The organism is Sphingobium sp. ba1, from assembly GCF_000743655.1.
Classification (GTDB): domain Bacteria; phylum Pseudomonadota; class Alphaproteobacteria; order Sphingomonadales; family Sphingomonadaceae; genus Sphingobium.
The window spans coordinates 2,218,821-2,233,880 of sequence record NZ_JPPQ01000069.1; the positions used below are offsets into that span (position 1 = coordinate 2,218,821).

Sequence of the window (15,060 nt, forward strand, 5' to 3'; positions counted from 1 at the left end):
CAGCGCGGATTGATGGCCCGATGTCACATTGCCATCGACCCAGGTCGTTGGGTCGATCAGCGCGCGAATGGCGGCGATGCCCGGCGCATCGAGCAGGTCAGGAATGGCGATCAGCATGGAATTAAGGGGCTTCCGTTAATCAGGATCGGGTCGCAGGACGAAGGGGATTTCGACAAGGCCTCGCACCCGCATCGGTTGACCATCACGCAGCGTAGGTTTCCAGCGCCAGTGCTTCACCGCATCGCGTGCGGCGTTGTCGAGCCGGGAAAAGCCGCTGCTTTGGCTGACCATGATCGTTTCGACCGTCCCATCGACCCCCAGGATCAACTGGAGGACGACCGTGCCCTGCTCGCGCTTGCGGCGGCTCTCGATCGGATAGCGGGGCGGTTTGCCCGACACCATCTGCGTCCCGATATCGCCACCCTGAATGAGGCTGGGCGGGGCGGGTGGCAGGGCGGTCGGCGCGGCCGGGCCAGCGACGGCCACAAGAGTCGGTGCGGGGGCGGAAACGGCCTGTGGCGCGAGGGATGTCTGGACAGCCTGGGGCATGGGAACGGGCGTCTGCACGATCGGCGGCGGGGCGATGACCTCATGTGACGATGGTTGCGGCGGCGCTGCCGAGGCAGAGGGAGGCGGGGGTGGCGGCGGTGCGAGGTTGACGACAGTCAGTTTTGCTTCCTGCACGCGTATCACATGGCTGCGCACCTGGATCAGCATGCCGATCAACAGGGCGTGGACCAGAATGATAACCATAATCGCCGGAATATTGGGCTGCCTGCTGAAACCATAGGGATCGCGGGCGGCAGTGTATATCGTTGGCGAAACGAGAGGGGCCGATGGCACCGGAGGACGGTCGGCGAATGTAGCACTGTCATCGTCCGTCATGGGTTGAATTGCAGCGTGAAGCATAACAGCGCCCCCCTTTCCATCCGTTGCTCGGTCTTGAATAGGGCAATGACTAATGCGAATCAATCGCGACTTTGACCTCGTGCGAATGCGGGCGGACGGCGACCTGAGGAGAGGGTAGATCGCCGTCCGTCCTTCCCCGACCGGGACAGTGTCGGGGTATGCGGGATCAGAGCTGGTAGTTGAGGCTGAAGACAGCCGATCGGGTCGGTGCGGGTTGCGCCCAGCTGCCGCCGACGGCATTGCGCACCGTCGTCACATATTTCTCGTTCGTGAAATTCTGAACATTGACCTGCGCCTTGAGCCGGTCCGTGATCGGATAGTTCACCATGAGCCGGTGAATGGTATAGCTTGGTACGGAATAGCCGACATAAGTGCCCGCCGTCAGTTGGGCCAATGTCGGTTGATTGAGCAGGAATTTACCCTGGTAGGTCAGCCCATAGCCCAGTTCCAGACCGAAATCGAAGCGGTAGGTGGTGAACAGGCTGCCGGAATGTTTGGGTGTATTCGTCAGCGCATAGCCCGCCGTCGGATCGATAAATGCCGCACTGTTGGCGCACGTACCCGCTGTCGGATCGGTCGCACCGGGATTGGCCAGACAGAAGTCGGACACACCCTGTTTGATCTCGCTCTTGAGATACATATAATTGGCCGAAATGGTCCAATTGCCGGTGATGTTGCCCGATGCGCCGAGCGAAAGCCCCTCGACCCGCTGGTGGCCATCGGTCGCCTGGTCCGGCAAGGTCGGGTCGCCCGACACGACCTTGATCTGGTCGCGATCGTTGCGGAAGATGGCGGCGGTCAACAAGAGCTTGGCATCGAACAAATCGGCCTTGGCACCGATCTCATAATTTTTGGTGGTTTCCGGCTCAACGTTGCAGGTCAGCGCGGCACAGGAGCCATCGACCGATACTTTCGAGGGCAGTTTGGAGTTGCCATAGGCAACATACAGGCTGGTGTTGGGCGTCGGTTTCACCACGGCACCGATCCGATAGGAAAACAGATTGTCGTTCACACGGAACGGGCCGGTGACGGCATTGATGGCGCCGAGATTGGCCGCACCTGGCGTTGTCACATAGCTGAACGAACGGTTGAAGCCCTTGGCCTTTTCGTACCGGACGCCACCATTGATCTCGAAAAAGTCGCTAAACTTGATGGCGTCGAATAGATAAGCGGCATAGCTGGTCTGCTCGCCGACATTATTGCTGGCGAGGATGAAGTTGACCGGCCCGGTGTAGATATTGCTGCCATAGGTGTAGCCTGCCGGACCGGAGACGACTTCGCCGGGATTGGATATGCTGACGAGCGGAAAGGCGGGGGTGGAGCCGTCTGCATTGCGCGGCAACGTGCCCTGCTTCTGGCGATATTGCTCCCACATGGCCGATGCGCCCAGCACCAAGCTGTGGGTAATCCCGGCGGTTTCGAAATCGGCACTGATGTCGAACTGATTATAGGCGGTCCTGTTGGAGATGAGCCGTTGCACGCCGCGTCCGCCGGTCGGCAGATAATAGCCTGCAGGAACGCTGGTGGTGACGCCTCCGCTCGTCACGGTGCAGGGCGCGCTGGCACCGTTGATATCCATCGGCTGCAAATTGGTGGACAGGCAGAATGTCCCGTTGGGTTGGCTGGTAACGGTATTCTGCTGGATATTTTCATAGCGCGTGAGGTTGCGGATCTTCAACTTATCGCTGAATGCATGGCTGAAAATGGTTTGCAGGCTATTGGTCTTGCTGTCCTGCCGGTCGAGATTGGCAAAGCCATAATAGCCGCTGCGGTCGAATTCTTCGAGAAATCCGCCATTATTGGCATAATAGCGAAGGCCATATTGCGGCATCGCCTTGTCATCCAGATGCTCGGCCTGAATGGTCAGGCTGGTCGGGCCATCGATGCCGATGGTGATGGCGGGCGCGATGCCCCAGCGCTTATAATCTTCGACATCGCGGCCGGGTACGTCATTTTCATGATAGACCGCGTTGATCCGCACCGCGATCAGGTCGTTCAGGCGCTTGTTCGTGTCCACGGTCGCTCGGTAATAATTGTCCGTGCCGATACCTGCGCTGAGCATCGTCTGATCGTCCGCCAGCGGCCGCTTGGTCACCAGATTGATCGTGCCGGCAACCGAGCCGCCGCCGTTCATGACCGAATTGGCACCGTTGGTCACTTCGACCTGCTCGATATTGTAGACCTCGTTGCGGTTGAGGAAGGCACCCGATCGCACACCGTCGATGGTCACATCATTCTTGGCATCCTGACCACGCAAGATGATCCGATCGCCATAGCCAAACCCACCTTCGCCCGCGCCGAAGGTAATACCCGGTACGGTCGAAAGAACATCGCGTAGCGTCAGCAGATTTTGCTGCTGGATCGTAGCCTTGCCGATGACCGTGATGGTTTGCGGCGTGTCAAGCAGGGGGCGCACATATTTGGGCGATTCCGCCTTTTCGACTTTGACTGCGGATTCGTCGATGACCGTGTCGGTGACGGTCATGCCGCCCAGACGCTGGCCCGATGTGGCCTCTTGGGCCTGTGCGGCCGTGGCGAAGGCCATTGCGCCGACGCAGGACAAGGCCAGGAATGATGGCGTGGATGTGGTGTTGGACATGGAATGTTTCCCCCTGATTGCTGACCGGGGAATTATTGAGAACGTTTCGCAGAGTCAATGCTATTGCGAATAATTATCTATCAAGGCGCGCGGCTGATGCGCGTGCGGAATCATAAGAACGATATCGTGGAGGAGGCGCGGTCGCTATCGAGATTGCCGATGCGTATACAGGTGGGCCTATGGTGGGGCGGCGGAGGCGATCAAGCAGGGTAGGCCAGTTGCCGATCGCTATGCGCGCGTGACGTGCAGGGTCGTTCTGCAGTCATTGACCGCAGGGCAACCCTGGCTGATTCATGTGACGCTGCCCAATCGGCCTGATCACTGGATCTACGAGACATGGCGATTGGGCATATGCTTCGCCTGCGGACAGGCGTGATACCCAATCGTTAGAGTTCGCTGTCCATCAATTTGGGGAAGAAGCCTTCATGCGCGGCGCGCAGGTCGGTGAGGGCTACGCCCGCTACTGCGGCTCCACCAACGGTGCCGATGCGGACGGCGCCGGGCACGTCTATGTCATTGGCCGTCGTCAGGACGTAACGGCCCTGATCTTCGCCAAAGGCAGACGTAGTCGTGAGCGCGAGGTCAAGTGTTGCCCCGATCTTACCCGCCAAGGCCATTTCGGCGATAGTGACGATCAGGCCGCCGTCGGACACATCATGGACCGCGTTGGCGGTGCCCGAAGCGACGAGGGCGCGGATGGTGTCGGCATGGGCGCGTTCGGCGGCCAGATCGACCTTGGGCGCTTCGCCTGCTTCGCGACCGGCGATTTCGCGCAGCCAGATGGATTGGCCAAGATGCGTGCCTTCTCCGCCGATCAGCCAGATGGCGTCGCCTTCATTCTTGAATGCCACCGTCGCCATAGCATCCACATCGGCCAGCAAGCCGATCCCGCCGATCGCAGGCGTCGGCAAGATGGCGCTGCCGCCGCCGGTCGCCTTGCTCTCATTATAGAGCGACACGTTCCCGCTCACGATCGGGAAGTCCAAGGCCCGGCAGGCATCGCCCATGCCATCCAGGCAGCCCGTCAGTTGCGCCATGATTTCGGGGCGCTGCGGGTTGGCGAAGTTGAGGCAGTTGGTCACCGCCAGGGGCGTTGCGCCGACCGCGCTCAGATTGCGATAGCATTCGGCGATCGCCTGCTTGCCGCCTTCATAGGGGTCGGCATAGCAATAGCGCGGGGTGCAATCTGTGCTGATTGCGATGCCCTTTTGGCTGCCATGGACGCGGACGACTGCGGCGTCGCCGCCGGGGCGCTGGACGGTGTCGGCACCGACCATGTGATCATATTGTTCCCAGATCCAGCGGCGGCTGGCGATGTCGGGGCTGCCCATGAGTTTGAGCAGGTCCGCGCCGATGTCGGTGCTTTCGGGAATGTCGCCGAGCGGCTTGACGCCCGACCAGGCCTTATAGTCTTCCACCGGCATCGACGGGCGATCATAGAGCGGCGCATCATCGGCCAGCGGGGCGAGCGGAATATCGCACACGGTTTCGCCATGATGGACCAGCACCATGCGGCCGCTGTCGGTGACTTCGCCGATGATCGCGAAATCCAGTTCCCATTTGTGGAAAATGGCTTCGGCAAAGGCTTCGCGGCCCGGCTTCAACACCATCAACATGCGCTCCTGCGATTCGGAGAGCATCATTTCATAGGCGGTCATGCCGGTTTCGCGCTGCGGCACGGCGTCCATGTTCAGCAGCAGGCCGACGCCGCCCTTCGACGCCATTTCGACGCTGGAGGAGGTGAGGCCAGCGGCACCCATGTCCTGAATAGCAACGATCGCATCGGACGCCATAAGTTCAAGGCAGGCTTCGATCAGCAGCTTTTCGGTGAAGGGATCGCCGACCTGCACGGTGGGGCGCTTGGCGTCGGCGTCATCGCCGAAATCGGCGCTGGCCATGGTTGCGCCATGGATGCCGTCGCGCCCGGTCTTGGAGCCGACATAGACGATGGAGTTGCCCACGCCTGACGCGGCGCTGTAGAAAATCTTGTCGGTGTCGGCGATGCCCACCGTCATGGCGTTGACCAGGATATTGCCGTCATAAGCGGGGTGGAAATTCACCTCGCCGCCGACGGTCGGCACGCCCACGCAATTGCCATAGCCGCCAATGCCGCGCACCACGCCAGAGATCAGGTGGCGCATCTTGGGGTGATCGGGTCGCCCGAAACGCAGCGCGTTCATGTTGGCGATCGGCCGCGCGCCCATGGTGAACACGTCGCGCAAAATGCCGCCGACGCCCGTCGCCGCGCCCTGATAGGGTTCGATATAGGACGGGTGGTTGTGGCTCTCCATCTTGAAGATCGCCGCTTGCCCATCGCCGATATCGACCACGCCGGCATTTTCGCCGGGGCCGCAAATCACCTGCGGGCCAGTGGTCGGCAGCTTCATCAGGTGGATCTTGGAGGATTTATACGAGCAATGCTCCGACCACATGACCGAGAATATGCCAAGTTCCGTCAGGTTCGGCGCGCGGCCGATCGCCTTTAGAACGCGGTCATATTCTTCCGGGCTGAGGCCATGTTCGGCGACGATTTCCGGGGTGATCTGGGTGGCGGTGCTGGACATGCCGCGCCTTTAGCGGCCGCGTGGGCGGAGAGCAATGGCGGCGTGCATGCTTTGGTGGACATGCGTCGATCGGGCGGGAGAAACGGGATAAGAGGTGGCCGCGCCGCTTCCGCGCTTACCTGCTGCCATTACGCGCAGAGGGGCAGAGAAGTCAGGGGCGTGTCGGCTTTCTCTGGATGGCGAGAAATGGTGGGAAGCGGACGCTATCGCTTCGACCGGAACAGGCGACGCTGTGCTTCATTGATTGAGCCTTCGTCCCAATCGATCTCGCGCCGAGAGACAGGCAGGTATTCACGGCGCGACGGCTCATCGTAGATGAGGGTGGCGTGGATGCCTTGAGCCTCTCTTTTCAAAATTGGACGCTCCCAAACGCGAGCGAATATCTCGTCTGCCACAACCTCACCAACCCGGTCGATGACATCCTCGATTACCTCAATCTCCTGCCCATCAGGAAAAAGGATCGCAAATTCTTCATCTGTGGCTTGGAACACGCTAAAGGTAGCGTTCAGGGCACCATCGACGGTCAGGATATTCTTCATAGACCCACAATAACAATAAACGCTGACGTCCGCTATTGCGGCGATTGTCGCCATACGTCTCGATCATCGCTGGCACGACCGGAATGGTGGTTAGCTGTCGTTCCGTTATTGGGTTATAGAGCCGCATGACTGACCGCACGATGCTCCTATTCGACTATGAGGAAGTTCACGGGCGAACGGTGAGCGCGGTAGTGGGACGCAGAGATGGGCCTGCCGGTTGGGTTTCTATTGCCATTGTAATCGAAAATCGTGCCGTCGTGCTTCGGGTTGATCCCAACACCGATGAGGTCGTCGTAGATCTGGAAGACGCCTCCGATCTTGCGAGCGACTGGGTTGAAGTCGCGGAGATTGCACACGCCATCAGTTCTGAGCTCGGATGGTGCTGGATAGGCCGGAACTACCTCGGCTACCTCGACATGTTCACCTTGTCATTTTGCGGCATTGACCCGCAAATCTGCTTCATTGGCGAGGCCTCCACGATCACGATTAAGCACATCATCGCAAGCCGTTGAACGTATGTAGTTGGGCGAAACCCCCCAATGCGCAGACAAGAAAAAGGCCGGACCGTTAGGGGCGGTCCGGCCTGGAAATGGTTGGAAGGATCAGGTCGCCTTAAACGTGGCAGGCCTGCGCGCTCTTGCCAGGAACGGTGATGGTGACATTGTCGCCCGAACCGTCGATGGTGTAGCCGCCCTCGGCGGTGAAGGGCTGACCGGCTTCGGCCGCCTTCAGCGTGGTGGCTGCGCCGCCCTTTTCGGTGCGCAGCAGCGCGGTCTTGTCGTCGCTCATATAATCGACGAACAGCAAGCTGTTGTCCTTGCAGCGGAACTGCTTGTTGGCCTTGACCGACGGCGGCAGCTCGACGGGTGCGGCGTTGGCGAGTTCCGCAGCCATCGGGTCGGCGGGGCCGCCCACGACTTCGGGTTCGTCATTCTGGTTGCAGGCGGACAGCAAGCCAAGGCTCGCGGCGGCGATCAGGGTGATATAAGATTTCATAGCGATCCTTTTATGTGCGTGTGCAGCATGATGCGTCAACGCAAAACTGCGCTATTCCCGCCATGCGCTTGATATGACGTCATGCCGCAGTGCCGTCAGTGGGGTGTCCGAACCATAAGGCATATGCCCGATTGTCCGCTGCGGGCTTGACCGGGCGAGCGGTGGCGGTCAATGCAAGGGCATGGCCACCGACAGCAGCACGCAAGCCCCGGACCCCACCCAGCTTTCGTTCGAGGATGCGTTACGCGCCCTCGAATCGATCGTGCGCAGGCTCGAAAGCGGCGATGTGCCGCTCGATGAGTCGATCTCGCTTTATGCCCAGGGGGAAGCGTTGCGCAAACGCTGTGCCGACCGGTTGCAGGCGGCCGAGGCGCGGATCGCCAAGCTGACGGTCGACGCCAATGGCGCGGTGACCGGCGCGCAGCCGTTCGGCGCGGACTAAGCGGCATGGGGGGGGATGTTTCGTCGGCGGCGTTGCTGACCAGCCGATCGCGTGATGTTGCGGCGCGGATCGACCATGGCTTCGACCTGCTCTTGCCCGTGCCCGACGATGCGCGCGCGCGCCTCTATGAAGCGATGCGCCATGCCGCGATCGGTGGCGGCAAGCGGCTGCGCCCCTTGCTGGTCGAAGCGACCTGCGACCTGTTCAACATCGCGCGCGAATCGGCGCTGCGGGTCGGCCTGGCGGTTGAGTGCATCCATGTCTATTCGCTGATCCATGACGATCTGCCCGCGATGGACGATGACGATATGCGCCGCGGCAAGCCGACCGTCCACAAGGCCTTTGACGAAGCCAGCGCGATTCTGGCGGGCGATTGTCTGCACGATGTTGCCTTCGAAATCCTGGCCGACGAACAGACTCATGCCGACCCGTTTGTCCGCATCGACCTCGTCAGGGCGCTCGCGCTGGCGAGCGGCCCGGCGGGCATGGCGGGCGGGCAGATGATGGACCTGGAGGCGGAGAAATCGCGCTTCGACCTCGCCACCGTCACGCGCCTGCAAAATCTCAAGACCGGGGCGCTGATCGCCTTCTGTGTCGAGGCGGCGGCGATCATGGCGCGCATCCCGGTGGAGGCGCGCACCAGCCTGCACGGCTATGCCCGCGACATTGGCCTCGCCTTCCAGATCGCCGACGATCTGTTGGATGTCGAGGGCGACGCGGATCTGGCAGGCAAGGCGCTGGGCAAGGATGCGGCGGCGGGCAAGGAAACCTTCGTGTCGCTGCTCGGTGTCGATCGCGCACGGGCGCAGGCGCATATGCTGGTCGATCAGGCCAAGGCGCATCTGCACGGCTATGGCGCGGAGGCCGACCTGTTGCGCGCCATCGCCGACTATATCATCGAAAGGGACCGCTAAGCCCCATGAGCAAGCAGCGTATCGGCGTCTACCCCGGCACCTTCGATCCCATCACCCTGGGGCATATGGACATCATCCGGCGCGGCGCGAAGCTGGTCGACAAGCTGGTGATCGGGGTCACGACCAATATCGCCAAATCGCCGATGTTCTCCGACGAAGAGCGGCTGGACATGGTGCGGCGCGAATGTGCGGGAATCGACGCCGACATCGTCGTCATCGGCTTCAATTCGCTGCTGATGGATTTCGCCGAATCGCAAGGGGCGAGCGTCATCGTGCGCGGGCTGCGCGCCGTTGCTGACTTTGAATATGAATATCAGATGGCGGGCATGAACCAGCAGATCAATGCGCGCGTCGAGACCGTGTTCCTGATGGCGGACGTCTGCCTGCAACCGATCGCGTCGCGCCTGGTCAAGGAGATCGCGCTCTATGGCGGCCCGATCCACAAATTCGTCAGTCCCGCCGTGCGCGATGAAGTCGTGGCGCGGGTCGAAAAGATGGGCCGCAAGGGCAACGCATAACGCCGCTCAGCTTGCGTTCAGTTGCCAATCGCGATCAGCGCGCTATCAGGGCGGCTTGGCCCTATGCCCATAAGATCAAGGAAGTCTGCTTCATGCGTTTCACCTGCGCGCTCAAGACCATGGCGATCGGTGTCGCCCTCGCAACCTCCGGCTTTGCCTATGCCCAGGGTGCGCCCGGCGGCGGCGGGGGTGACGAAGCGAAGCGGGCCGAGGCCGCCGTGCGCGCGCAGGACAATGCCAAGTCGCTGGAAACCGACCTGACCCCCAAGCTGCCGCCCGCGACCGTGCCGGCCGATCCGCAGAATATCTGGGATCTGGACCTGTCGACCGGCGGCCGCGTCCGCATCCAGTTGCGCCCCGACATCGCGCCTGCGCATGTCGAGCGGATCAAGGAGCTGACGCGCCAGGGCTTCTATAATGGGCTGAAATTCCACCGCGTCATCCCCGGCTTCATGGCGCAGGGCGGCGACCCCAAGGGCGATGGCACCGGCGGATCGCAGCTCCCCGACCTCAAGGCTGAATTCAACCCGATGCCGCATCTGCGCGGCACCCTGTCGATGGCGCGCGCGCAGAGCGAGGACAGTGCCAACAGCCAGTTCTTCATCGTTCTGCTGCCCCGGATGCAGCTCGACAAGAAATATACCGTCTTCGGCCGGGTGATCGAAGGCATGCAATATGTCGATGCCATCGCGCAGGGCGAACCACCCGCCAATCCCAGCACGATCCTGCAGGCCTCGATCGAAAGCGACGGCAAGCCGCCGGTGACGACGCCGATGCCCGGCATGGCGGCCCCCGCTGCGCCCTCGATCACCGCGCCTGCACCGGAACAATAATAGGCCACAGTTCCCCGTTCGCTTCGAGCGAAGTCGAGAAGCGGCTCGCGCAGCAGCGCGCCTGTCTCGACACGAACGGTCACTGGCTGATCACACGAAACAGATAGACCGATGCGCGTAGACCTGTTCGACTTCGACCTCCCGCCGGAAAATATCGCGCTGCGCCCCGCCAGCCCGCGCGATGCCGCACGGCTGTTGCAGGTGCCGGGGGCAGGGGACTTTGCCGACCTGACGGTGCGCGACCTGCCGGGCTTGCTGCGCGCGGGCGATGTCCTGGTCTTCAACGACACCCGCGTCATTCCCGCCCAGTTGGAAGGCACGCGCGGCGAAGCGCGGATCGGCGCGACGCTGCACAAGCGCCTGGGCCTGCGCCAATGGCAGGCCTTCCTGCGCAATGCCAAGCGGGTGCGGGATGGCGACCGGATCGACTTTGGCGCAGGCGTCACCGCGATCGCCGGGCCGCGCGACGAAGATGGCGGCGTGACGCTGGACTTCGAAGGCACCGAGCCGGTGGAAGTGCTGCTGGAACGGGCCGGACGCATGCCCTTGCCCCCCTATATCGCCAGCAAGCGCGCGACCGACGAACGCGACGTCAGCGATTATCAGACCATGTTCGCGCGCGAGGATGGCGCCGTCGCGGCCCCCACCGCCGCTCTGCATTTCACGCCGGACCTGATGGCGGCGCTGGCCAAGGCCGGGGTGCTGACGGAAACGCTGACGCTGCATGTCGGCGCAGGCACCTTCCTGCCGGTCAAGGCCGACGATACCGACGACCATCGCATGCATGCCGAATGGGGCCGCATCGAACCCGCCACCGCCGACCGGCTGAACGCCGCGCGCGGGGCGGGCGGTCGCCTGATCGCGGTCGGCACGACGTCGCTGCGCCTGCTGGAAAGCGCGGCGAGCGCAGACGGCATCATCCACCCCTTCGCCGACGAAACCCGCATCTTCATAACCCCCGGCTACCGCTTCCGCGCCATCGACGGGCTGATGACGAATTTCCACCTGCCCAAATCGACCCTCTTCATGCTGGTCAGCGCCCTGATGGGCCGCGACCGGATGCAGGCCGCCTACGCTCACGCCATTGGCAGCGGTTATCGTTTCTACAGCTATGGCGACAGTTCGCTCCTGCTGCCCTGATCCGACTCACTTCCCCACGAACAAAAACCCCACCGCGCCCATGATGCAGGCGAAGGCGGCGAGGTGGCGCCAGTGGAGCGGTTCGCCCAGCACGGTGACCATGAAGCCGCCGAAAATGACTAGCGCGATCGCTTCCTGCGCGACCTTGAGCTGCCCCGCGCTCCAGCCATGGGCATAGCCGATGCGGTTGGCGGGCACGGCAAAGCAATATTCGACCAGCGCGATGCCCCAGCTGATCAGGATGACCAGCAGGATCGGCTTCTCCATCCCGCCCTTGAGGTGCCAATACCAGGCAATGGTCATGAAGACATTGGAGATGATCAGCAGGGCGATGGTCGGCATAGGGGCCTCTTGTGGAACGGGCCAACGCTTTGGCACCGCGCGCGGCGGCGGCGCAAGCGATCGTGCAAAAAGACCGTTGCAAGCGCCAAATCCCTCGCCTATAGGCAGCGCTCCTTTGGGGCCTTAGCTCAGCTGGGAGAGCGCGTCGTTCGCAATGACGAGGTCAGCGGTTCGATCCCGCTAGGCTCCACCAACCCCTCCCTTTGGGGTTGCTCGAAGGACTTTACCGCCAGCGCCCCGCGCGCCTAAGGCGGTCTCATGACAGAATTGGAACAGCGCAGCCGTCCGGCTGCCACCGTCGTGATCGTGCGCGACCGGGCCGATGGGCCGCCGGATATATTGATGATGGAACGGGCCAGCACCATGGCCTTTGCCGCTGGTGCGCTGGTCTTTCCCGGCGGCGCGGTTGATGCGGAGGATCATGATCTGGCCGCGCGCATCGACCATGGACTGGAGCAGGACGAAGCCGCCGCGCGCATCGCCGCGATTCGCGAGACGATCGAGGAAGCCGGGCTGGGCGTTGGCTTGCATGGCGTGGTGGACGCGGCAACCGTGCTGCGTCTGCGTGACGGGCTGCAGGATGGCGTGCCCTTGCGCACTCTGCTCGACCGGCATGACCTAAGCGTCGCGTTCGATGCGCTGACGCCCTTCGCCCGCTGGCATCCCGCGCCCTTCGATCAGGCGACGCGGATATTCGACACGCGCTTCTACATCGCCCGCGCGCCGGACGGGCAGATGGCCACCGTCGATACGACCGAAAATGTAAAGCTGTTCTGGAGCGGCGCGGCGGCCACGCTGGCGCAATGCGATGCGGGGGAGGGGAAGGTGATCTATCCGACCCGGCGCAATCTGGAGCGGCTGGCCCTGTGCGCCAACTATGCTGACCTCGTCGCCCATGCGCGCGCCTATCCTGTCGAAAAAGTACGGCCCTGGCAGGAGGAGCGGGATGGCGAGCGGCATTTATGCATCCCCGATCATCTGGGATATCCGGTCACGTCGGAACCTATGGCGCGGGTCAGGCGTGCTTGAGCCATGCGCAAACTTCATGTGACCCTCCGCCGCCTCGTCCTGCTCGCCGTCCTGCTGTTTCTCCTGCTGCTTGGCTATGCGCTGGTGCGGCAGCGGCCGCAGGACATGCCCTGGACCGACCTGGACCTCAGCCAACCGATCGGCATGTTCACCGGGCGCAAGCTGACCGCGCTGACCGGTGACGCCGCGCAATGCCGCGCGCTGCTCGACCGGGCGGGCGTCGATTATGTCGCGGTGGAGCCGGGCGGCACCGACCAGTGCGCCTATGCCGATGCGGTGCGATTGCGCGCGGAAAAGGACGCGATCGCGCTGGCCCCGGCGTCGGTCGCGCCGTCCTGCCCGGTCGTCGCCGCGCTCAAACTATGGGAGTGGCAGGTCGTGCAGCCCGCCGCCCAGCGCATCTACGGCCAGTCGGTACGGTCCGTGCGCCATCTGGGCAGCTATAGCTGCCGCCGCATGTATGGCCGCAGCGAAGGCGACTATAGCGAACATGCGACCGCCGATGCGCTCGACGTGGCCGGTTTCACCCTGGCCGACGGCCGCAGCATCAGCGTGCTGCGCGATTGGAAAGGTGAGGGCGAGGATGCGCAATTCCTGCGCGCCGTGCGCGACGGGGCGTGCGACCTGTTTGCGACCGTCCTGTCACCCGACTATAATGCCGCGCACCGCGACCATTTCCATCTCGACCAGGCCGAACGCGGTGCGACCGGATGGCGGGCGTGCCGATAAGCCTTAGCCCCGTTTACTGCCCGAACCCCGCATCCCGCGCTAATGCCACGGCTTCGCGCGCCGCCGCCAGCAGCGCGCCGCTCTTGGCCTCGCATTCGCGCTGTTCATAGTCGGGGTTCGAATCCGCAACGATGCCCGCACCCGCCTGCACATGCATCACGCCATCCTTCAACACGGCGGTCCGCAGGACGATGCAACTGTCCATATTGCCGTCCGGCCCGAAATAGCCGACGCCGCCCGCATAAGCGCCGCGCGTTTCGGGTTCCAGCTCGGCGATGATTTCGCAGGCGCGCACCTTGGGCGCGCCGGACACGGTGCCCGCCGGAAAGCCCGCGAATAGCGCGTCGAGCGCGTCCTTCTCTGGCGACAGGCGGCCGACCACGTTGGACACGATATGCATGACATGGCTGTAAAATTCGACGGTGTAGCTGTCGGTCACGGTCACGCTGCCCGCCGTCGCCACGCGGCCGACATCGTTGCGCCCAAGGTCGAGCAGCATCAAATGTTCGGCCCGCTCCTTGGGATCGGCGAGCAGGCTTTCGCGGTTGGCGGCATCCTCCACGGCGTTCTTGCCGCGCGGGCGGGTGCCTGCGATCGGCCGGATCGTGACTTCGCCATCGCGCGCGCGGACGAGGATTTCGGGGCTGGAACCGATCAGCGCGAAGCCGGGCAGGTCGAGATAATAGAGGAAGGGCGACGGATTGATCCGCCGCAACGCGCGGTAGAGGGCGATCGGCGGCAGGGTGAAGGGGCTGGTGAAACGCTGTGCCAGCACGACCTGAAAAATATCGCCCGCAACGATATATTCTTTGGCGCGATCGACCATGGCGGCATAGCGGCCCGGCTCCAGCACCGGGGTCACCGCAACGTCGGCAATGTCGGCCGGAGCGGGGGCGGCCGGGATCGGCGCAGCCAGCCGCGCGGCGGTGGCCTCGATCCGCTCCAGCGCCTGCGCGATGGCGCGATCCGCGTCGGCAAAACTGCCCTTCCACACCGGCGCGACCAGATAGAGTTGGTCGGCCAAGCGATCGAAGATCAGGATGACGGTCGGCCGCACGAACAGCATGTCGGGCAGGTCGATCGGATTGGGGGCAGGGCGGGGCAGTTTCTCGACCAAACCCACCGTCTCATAGCCGAAATAACCAACCAGGCAGGCCAGCGCCGCGGGCAATGCCGGGTCCATCTCCGCCCGGCATTCGGCAACCAGATCGCGCAACGCATCCAGCGCACCCGCCTCCAGCGGCGCAAAGGCGTCGCGGTCGGTCGCCCAGTGACGGTTGATCGCGGCGCTCTGCCCATGGGCGCGAAACACCAGGTCGGGGGCCAGGCCGATCAGGCTGTAGCGGCCACGCACCGCGCCGCCTTCGACCGATTCGAGCAGATAGTCGCCGCGATCGGCCTCGAACAATTTGAGCGCGGCGGAAATCGGCGTGTCGGTGTCGGCAATCTGCCGCCGCCACACCAGCGCGGACTCGCCGCGCTCCAACGCCGCCCGCGCCGCTGCGT

The 15,060-nt window shown here is 63.2% G+C and carries 15 protein-coding genes, 1 tRNA gene and 1 pseudogene; 9 read left to right on the plus strand and 8 right to left on the minus strand.

The features are described 5' to 3' along the window. From IL54_RS24210 to IL54_RS13870, 5 genes and pseudogenes are all read right to left on the minus strand, one after another. Nucleotides 1–117: pseudogene (locus tag IL54_RS24210) on the minus strand (PKHD-type hydroxylase); the annotation flags it as partial. Nucleotides 118–135: 18 nt separating this feature from the next. Beyond that, nucleotides 136–753 carry an energy transducer TonB gene (locus tag IL54_RS13855; RefSeq protein ID WP_443210927.1) on the minus strand — a complete coding sequence of 206 codons (618 nt, stop codon included), beginning with the start codon at nt 751–753 and terminating at the stop codon, nt 136–138. 322 nt (nt 754–1,075) lie between these two features. Beyond that, complete coding sequence (locus IL54_RS13860) at nt 1,076–3,508, minus strand: TonB-dependent receptor (RefSeq protein WP_037476470.1); 2,433 nt, start codon at nt 3,506–3,508, stop codon at nt 1,076–1,078. Between the two features lie 386 nt (nt 3,509–3,894). Next, nucleotides 3,895–6,072: a phosphoribosylformylglycinamidine synthase subunit PurL gene (purL, locus tag IL54_RS13865; RefSeq protein WP_037476472.1), complete on the minus strand. Its 2,178-nt coding sequence runs from the start codon at nt 6,070–6,072 to the stop codon at nt 3,895–3,897. Nucleotides 6,073–6,275: 203 nt separating this feature from the next. Then, nucleotides 6,276–6,611 carry a hypothetical protein gene (locus IL54_RS13870; protein ID WP_037476474.1) on the minus strand — a complete coding sequence of 112 codons (336 nt, stop codon included), beginning with the start codon at nt 6,609–6,611 and terminating at the stop codon, nt 6,276–6,278. A gap of 125 nt (nt 6,612–6,736) precedes the next feature. Here IL54_RS13870 and IL54_RS13875 point away from each other — a divergent pair, with 125 nt between their 5' ends. Then, complete coding sequence (locus IL54_RS13875; RefSeq protein WP_037476476.1) at nt 6,737–7,123, plus strand: DUF6334 family protein; 387 nt, start codon at nt 6,737–6,739, stop codon at nt 7,121–7,123. A gap of 100 nt (nt 7,124–7,223) precedes the next feature. Here the strand turns inward: IL54_RS13875 and IL54_RS13880 are convergent, their stop codons facing one another. Next, entirely contained in the window at nt 7,224–7,607 is a 384-nt protein-coding gene (locus tag IL54_RS13880; protein WP_037476478.1) for a hypothetical protein, read from the minus strand. A 181-nt stretch (nt 7,608–7,788) separates the two neighbouring features. Between IL54_RS13880 and IL54_RS13885 the strand changes: the two genes are divergently transcribed. The 5 genes from IL54_RS13885 (at nt 7,789) to queA (ending at nt 11,454) form a co-directional block, all read left to right on the plus strand. Then, the gene (locus IL54_RS13885) at nt 7,789–8,049 is read left to right on the plus strand and encodes an exodeoxyribonuclease VII small subunit (RefSeq protein ID WP_037476479.1); all 261 of its coding nucleotides are present in this window, start codon (nt 7,789–7,791) and stop codon (nt 8,047–8,049) included. A 5-nt stretch (nt 8,050–8,054) separates the two neighbouring features. Beyond that, a complete protein-coding gene (locus tag IL54_RS13890) occupies nt 8,055–8,963 on the plus strand; it encodes a polyprenyl synthetase family protein (RefSeq protein ID WP_037476480.1) in 909 nt (302 codons plus the stop codon). A gap of 5 nt (nt 8,964–8,968) precedes the next feature. After that, entirely contained in the window at nt 8,969–9,481 is a 513-nt protein-coding gene (coaD, locus tag IL54_RS13895; protein WP_037476481.1) for a pantetheine-phosphate adenylyltransferase, read from the plus strand. Nucleotides 9,482–9,573: 92 nt separating this feature from the next. Continuing rightward, nucleotides 9,574–10,314, plus strand: coding sequence for a peptidylprolyl isomerase (locus IL54_RS13900; RefSeq protein WP_037478697.1), 741 nt, complete (start codon nt 9,574–9,576; stop codon nt 10,312–10,314). Between the two features lie 111 nt (nt 10,315–10,425). After that, nucleotides 10,426–11,454 carry a tRNA preQ1(34) S-adenosylmethionine ribosyltransferase-isomerase QueA gene (gene queA / locus IL54_RS13905; protein WP_037476485.1) on the plus strand — a complete coding sequence of 343 codons (1,029 nt, stop codon included), beginning with the start codon at nt 10,426–10,428 and terminating at the stop codon, nt 11,452–11,454. 6 nt (nt 11,455–11,460) lie between these two features. On the opposite strand, the gene IL54_RS13910 is transcribed toward queA, so the two are convergent. Beyond that, nucleotides 11,461–11,796 carry a DMT family protein gene (locus IL54_RS13910; RefSeq protein ID WP_037476486.1) on the minus strand — a complete coding sequence of 112 codons (336 nt, stop codon included), beginning with the start codon at nt 11,794–11,796 and terminating at the stop codon, nt 11,461–11,463. 117 nt (nt 11,797–11,913) lie between these two features. Here IL54_RS13910 and IL54_RS13915 point away from each other — a divergent pair. The 3 genes from IL54_RS13915 (at nt 11,914) to IL54_RS13925 (ending at nt 13,554) form a co-directional block, all read left to right on the plus strand. Next, nucleotides 11,914–11,989 (plus strand) — tRNA-Ala (locus IL54_RS13915). A 65-nt stretch (nt 11,990–12,054) separates the two neighbouring features. Then, a complete protein-coding gene (locus IL54_RS13920; RefSeq protein ID WP_037476487.1) occupies nt 12,055–12,825 on the plus strand; it encodes an NUDIX domain-containing protein in 771 nt (256 codons plus the stop codon). A gap of 3 nt (nt 12,826–12,828) precedes the next feature. After that, nucleotides 12,829–13,554 carry an extensin-like domain-containing protein gene (locus IL54_RS13925; protein ID WP_037476488.1) on the plus strand — a complete coding sequence of 242 codons (726 nt, stop codon included), beginning with the start codon at nt 12,829–12,831 and terminating at the stop codon, nt 13,552–13,554. Between the two features lie 13 nt (nt 13,555–13,567). On the opposite strand, the gene trpE is transcribed toward IL54_RS13925, so the two are convergent. Then, nucleotides 13,568–15,060, minus strand: a 1,493-nt coding sequence (gene trpE / locus IL54_RS13930; RefSeq protein WP_237748885.1) for an anthranilate synthase component I, incomplete at its 5' end; no start/stop codon positions are given.

What these genes read in the sequence shown, in the direction of transcription:
- IL54_RS13870 (WP_037476474.1), bottom strand. Translation starts at nt 6,611, where the DNA reads ATGAAGAATATCCTGACCGTCGATGGTGCCCTGAACGCTACCTTTAGC.
- IL54_RS13855 (WP_443210927.1), bottom strand. Translation starts at nt 753, where the DNA reads ATGGTTATCATTCTGGTCCACGCCCTGTTGATCGGCATGCTGATCCAG.
- IL54_RS13860 (WP_037476470.1), bottom strand. Translation starts at nt 3,508, where the DNA reads ATGTCCAACACCACATCCACGCCATCATTCCTGGCCTTGTCCTGCGTC.
- queA (WP_037476485.1), top strand. Translation starts at nt 10,426, where the DNA reads ATGCGCGTAGACCTGTTCGACTTCGACCTCCCGCCGGAAAATATCGCG.
- IL54_RS13890 (WP_037476480.1), top strand. Translation starts at nt 8,055, where the DNA reads ATGGGGGGGGATGTTTCGTCGGCGGCGTTGCTGACCAGCCGATCGCGT.
- coaD (WP_037476481.1), top strand. Translation starts at nt 8,969, where the DNA reads ATGAGCAAGCAGCGTATCGGCGTCTACCCCGGCACCTTCGATCCCATC.
- IL54_RS13875 (WP_037476476.1), top strand. Translation starts at nt 6,737, where the DNA reads ATGACTGACCGCACGATGCTCCTATTCGACTATGAGGAAGTTCACGGG.
- purL (WP_037476472.1), bottom strand. Translation starts at nt 6,072, where the DNA reads ATGTCCAGCACCGCCACCCAGATCACCCCGGAAATCGTCGCCGAACAT.
- IL54_RS13925 (WP_037476488.1), top strand. Translation starts at nt 12,829, where the DNA reads ATGCGCAAACTTCATGTGACCCTCCGCCGCCTCGTCCTGCTCGCCGTC.
- IL54_RS13910 (WP_037476486.1), bottom strand. Translation starts at nt 11,796, where the DNA reads ATGCCGACCATCGCCCTGCTGATCATCTCCAATGTCTTCATGACCATT.
- IL54_RS13880 (WP_037476478.1), bottom strand. Translation starts at nt 7,607, where the DNA reads ATGAAATCTTATATCACCCTGATCGCCGCCGCGAGCCTTGGCTTGCTG.
- IL54_RS13900 (WP_037478697.1), top strand. Translation starts at nt 9,574, where the DNA reads ATGCGTTTCACCTGCGCGCTCAAGACCATGGCGATCGGTGTCGCCCTC.
- IL54_RS13885 (WP_037476479.1), top strand. Translation starts at nt 7,789, where the DNA reads ATGGCCACCGACAGCAGCACGCAAGCCCCGGACCCCACCCAGCTTTCG.
- IL54_RS13920 (WP_037476487.1), top strand. Translation starts at nt 12,055, where the DNA reads ATGACAGAATTGGAACAGCGCAGCCGTCCGGCTGCCACCGTCGTGATC.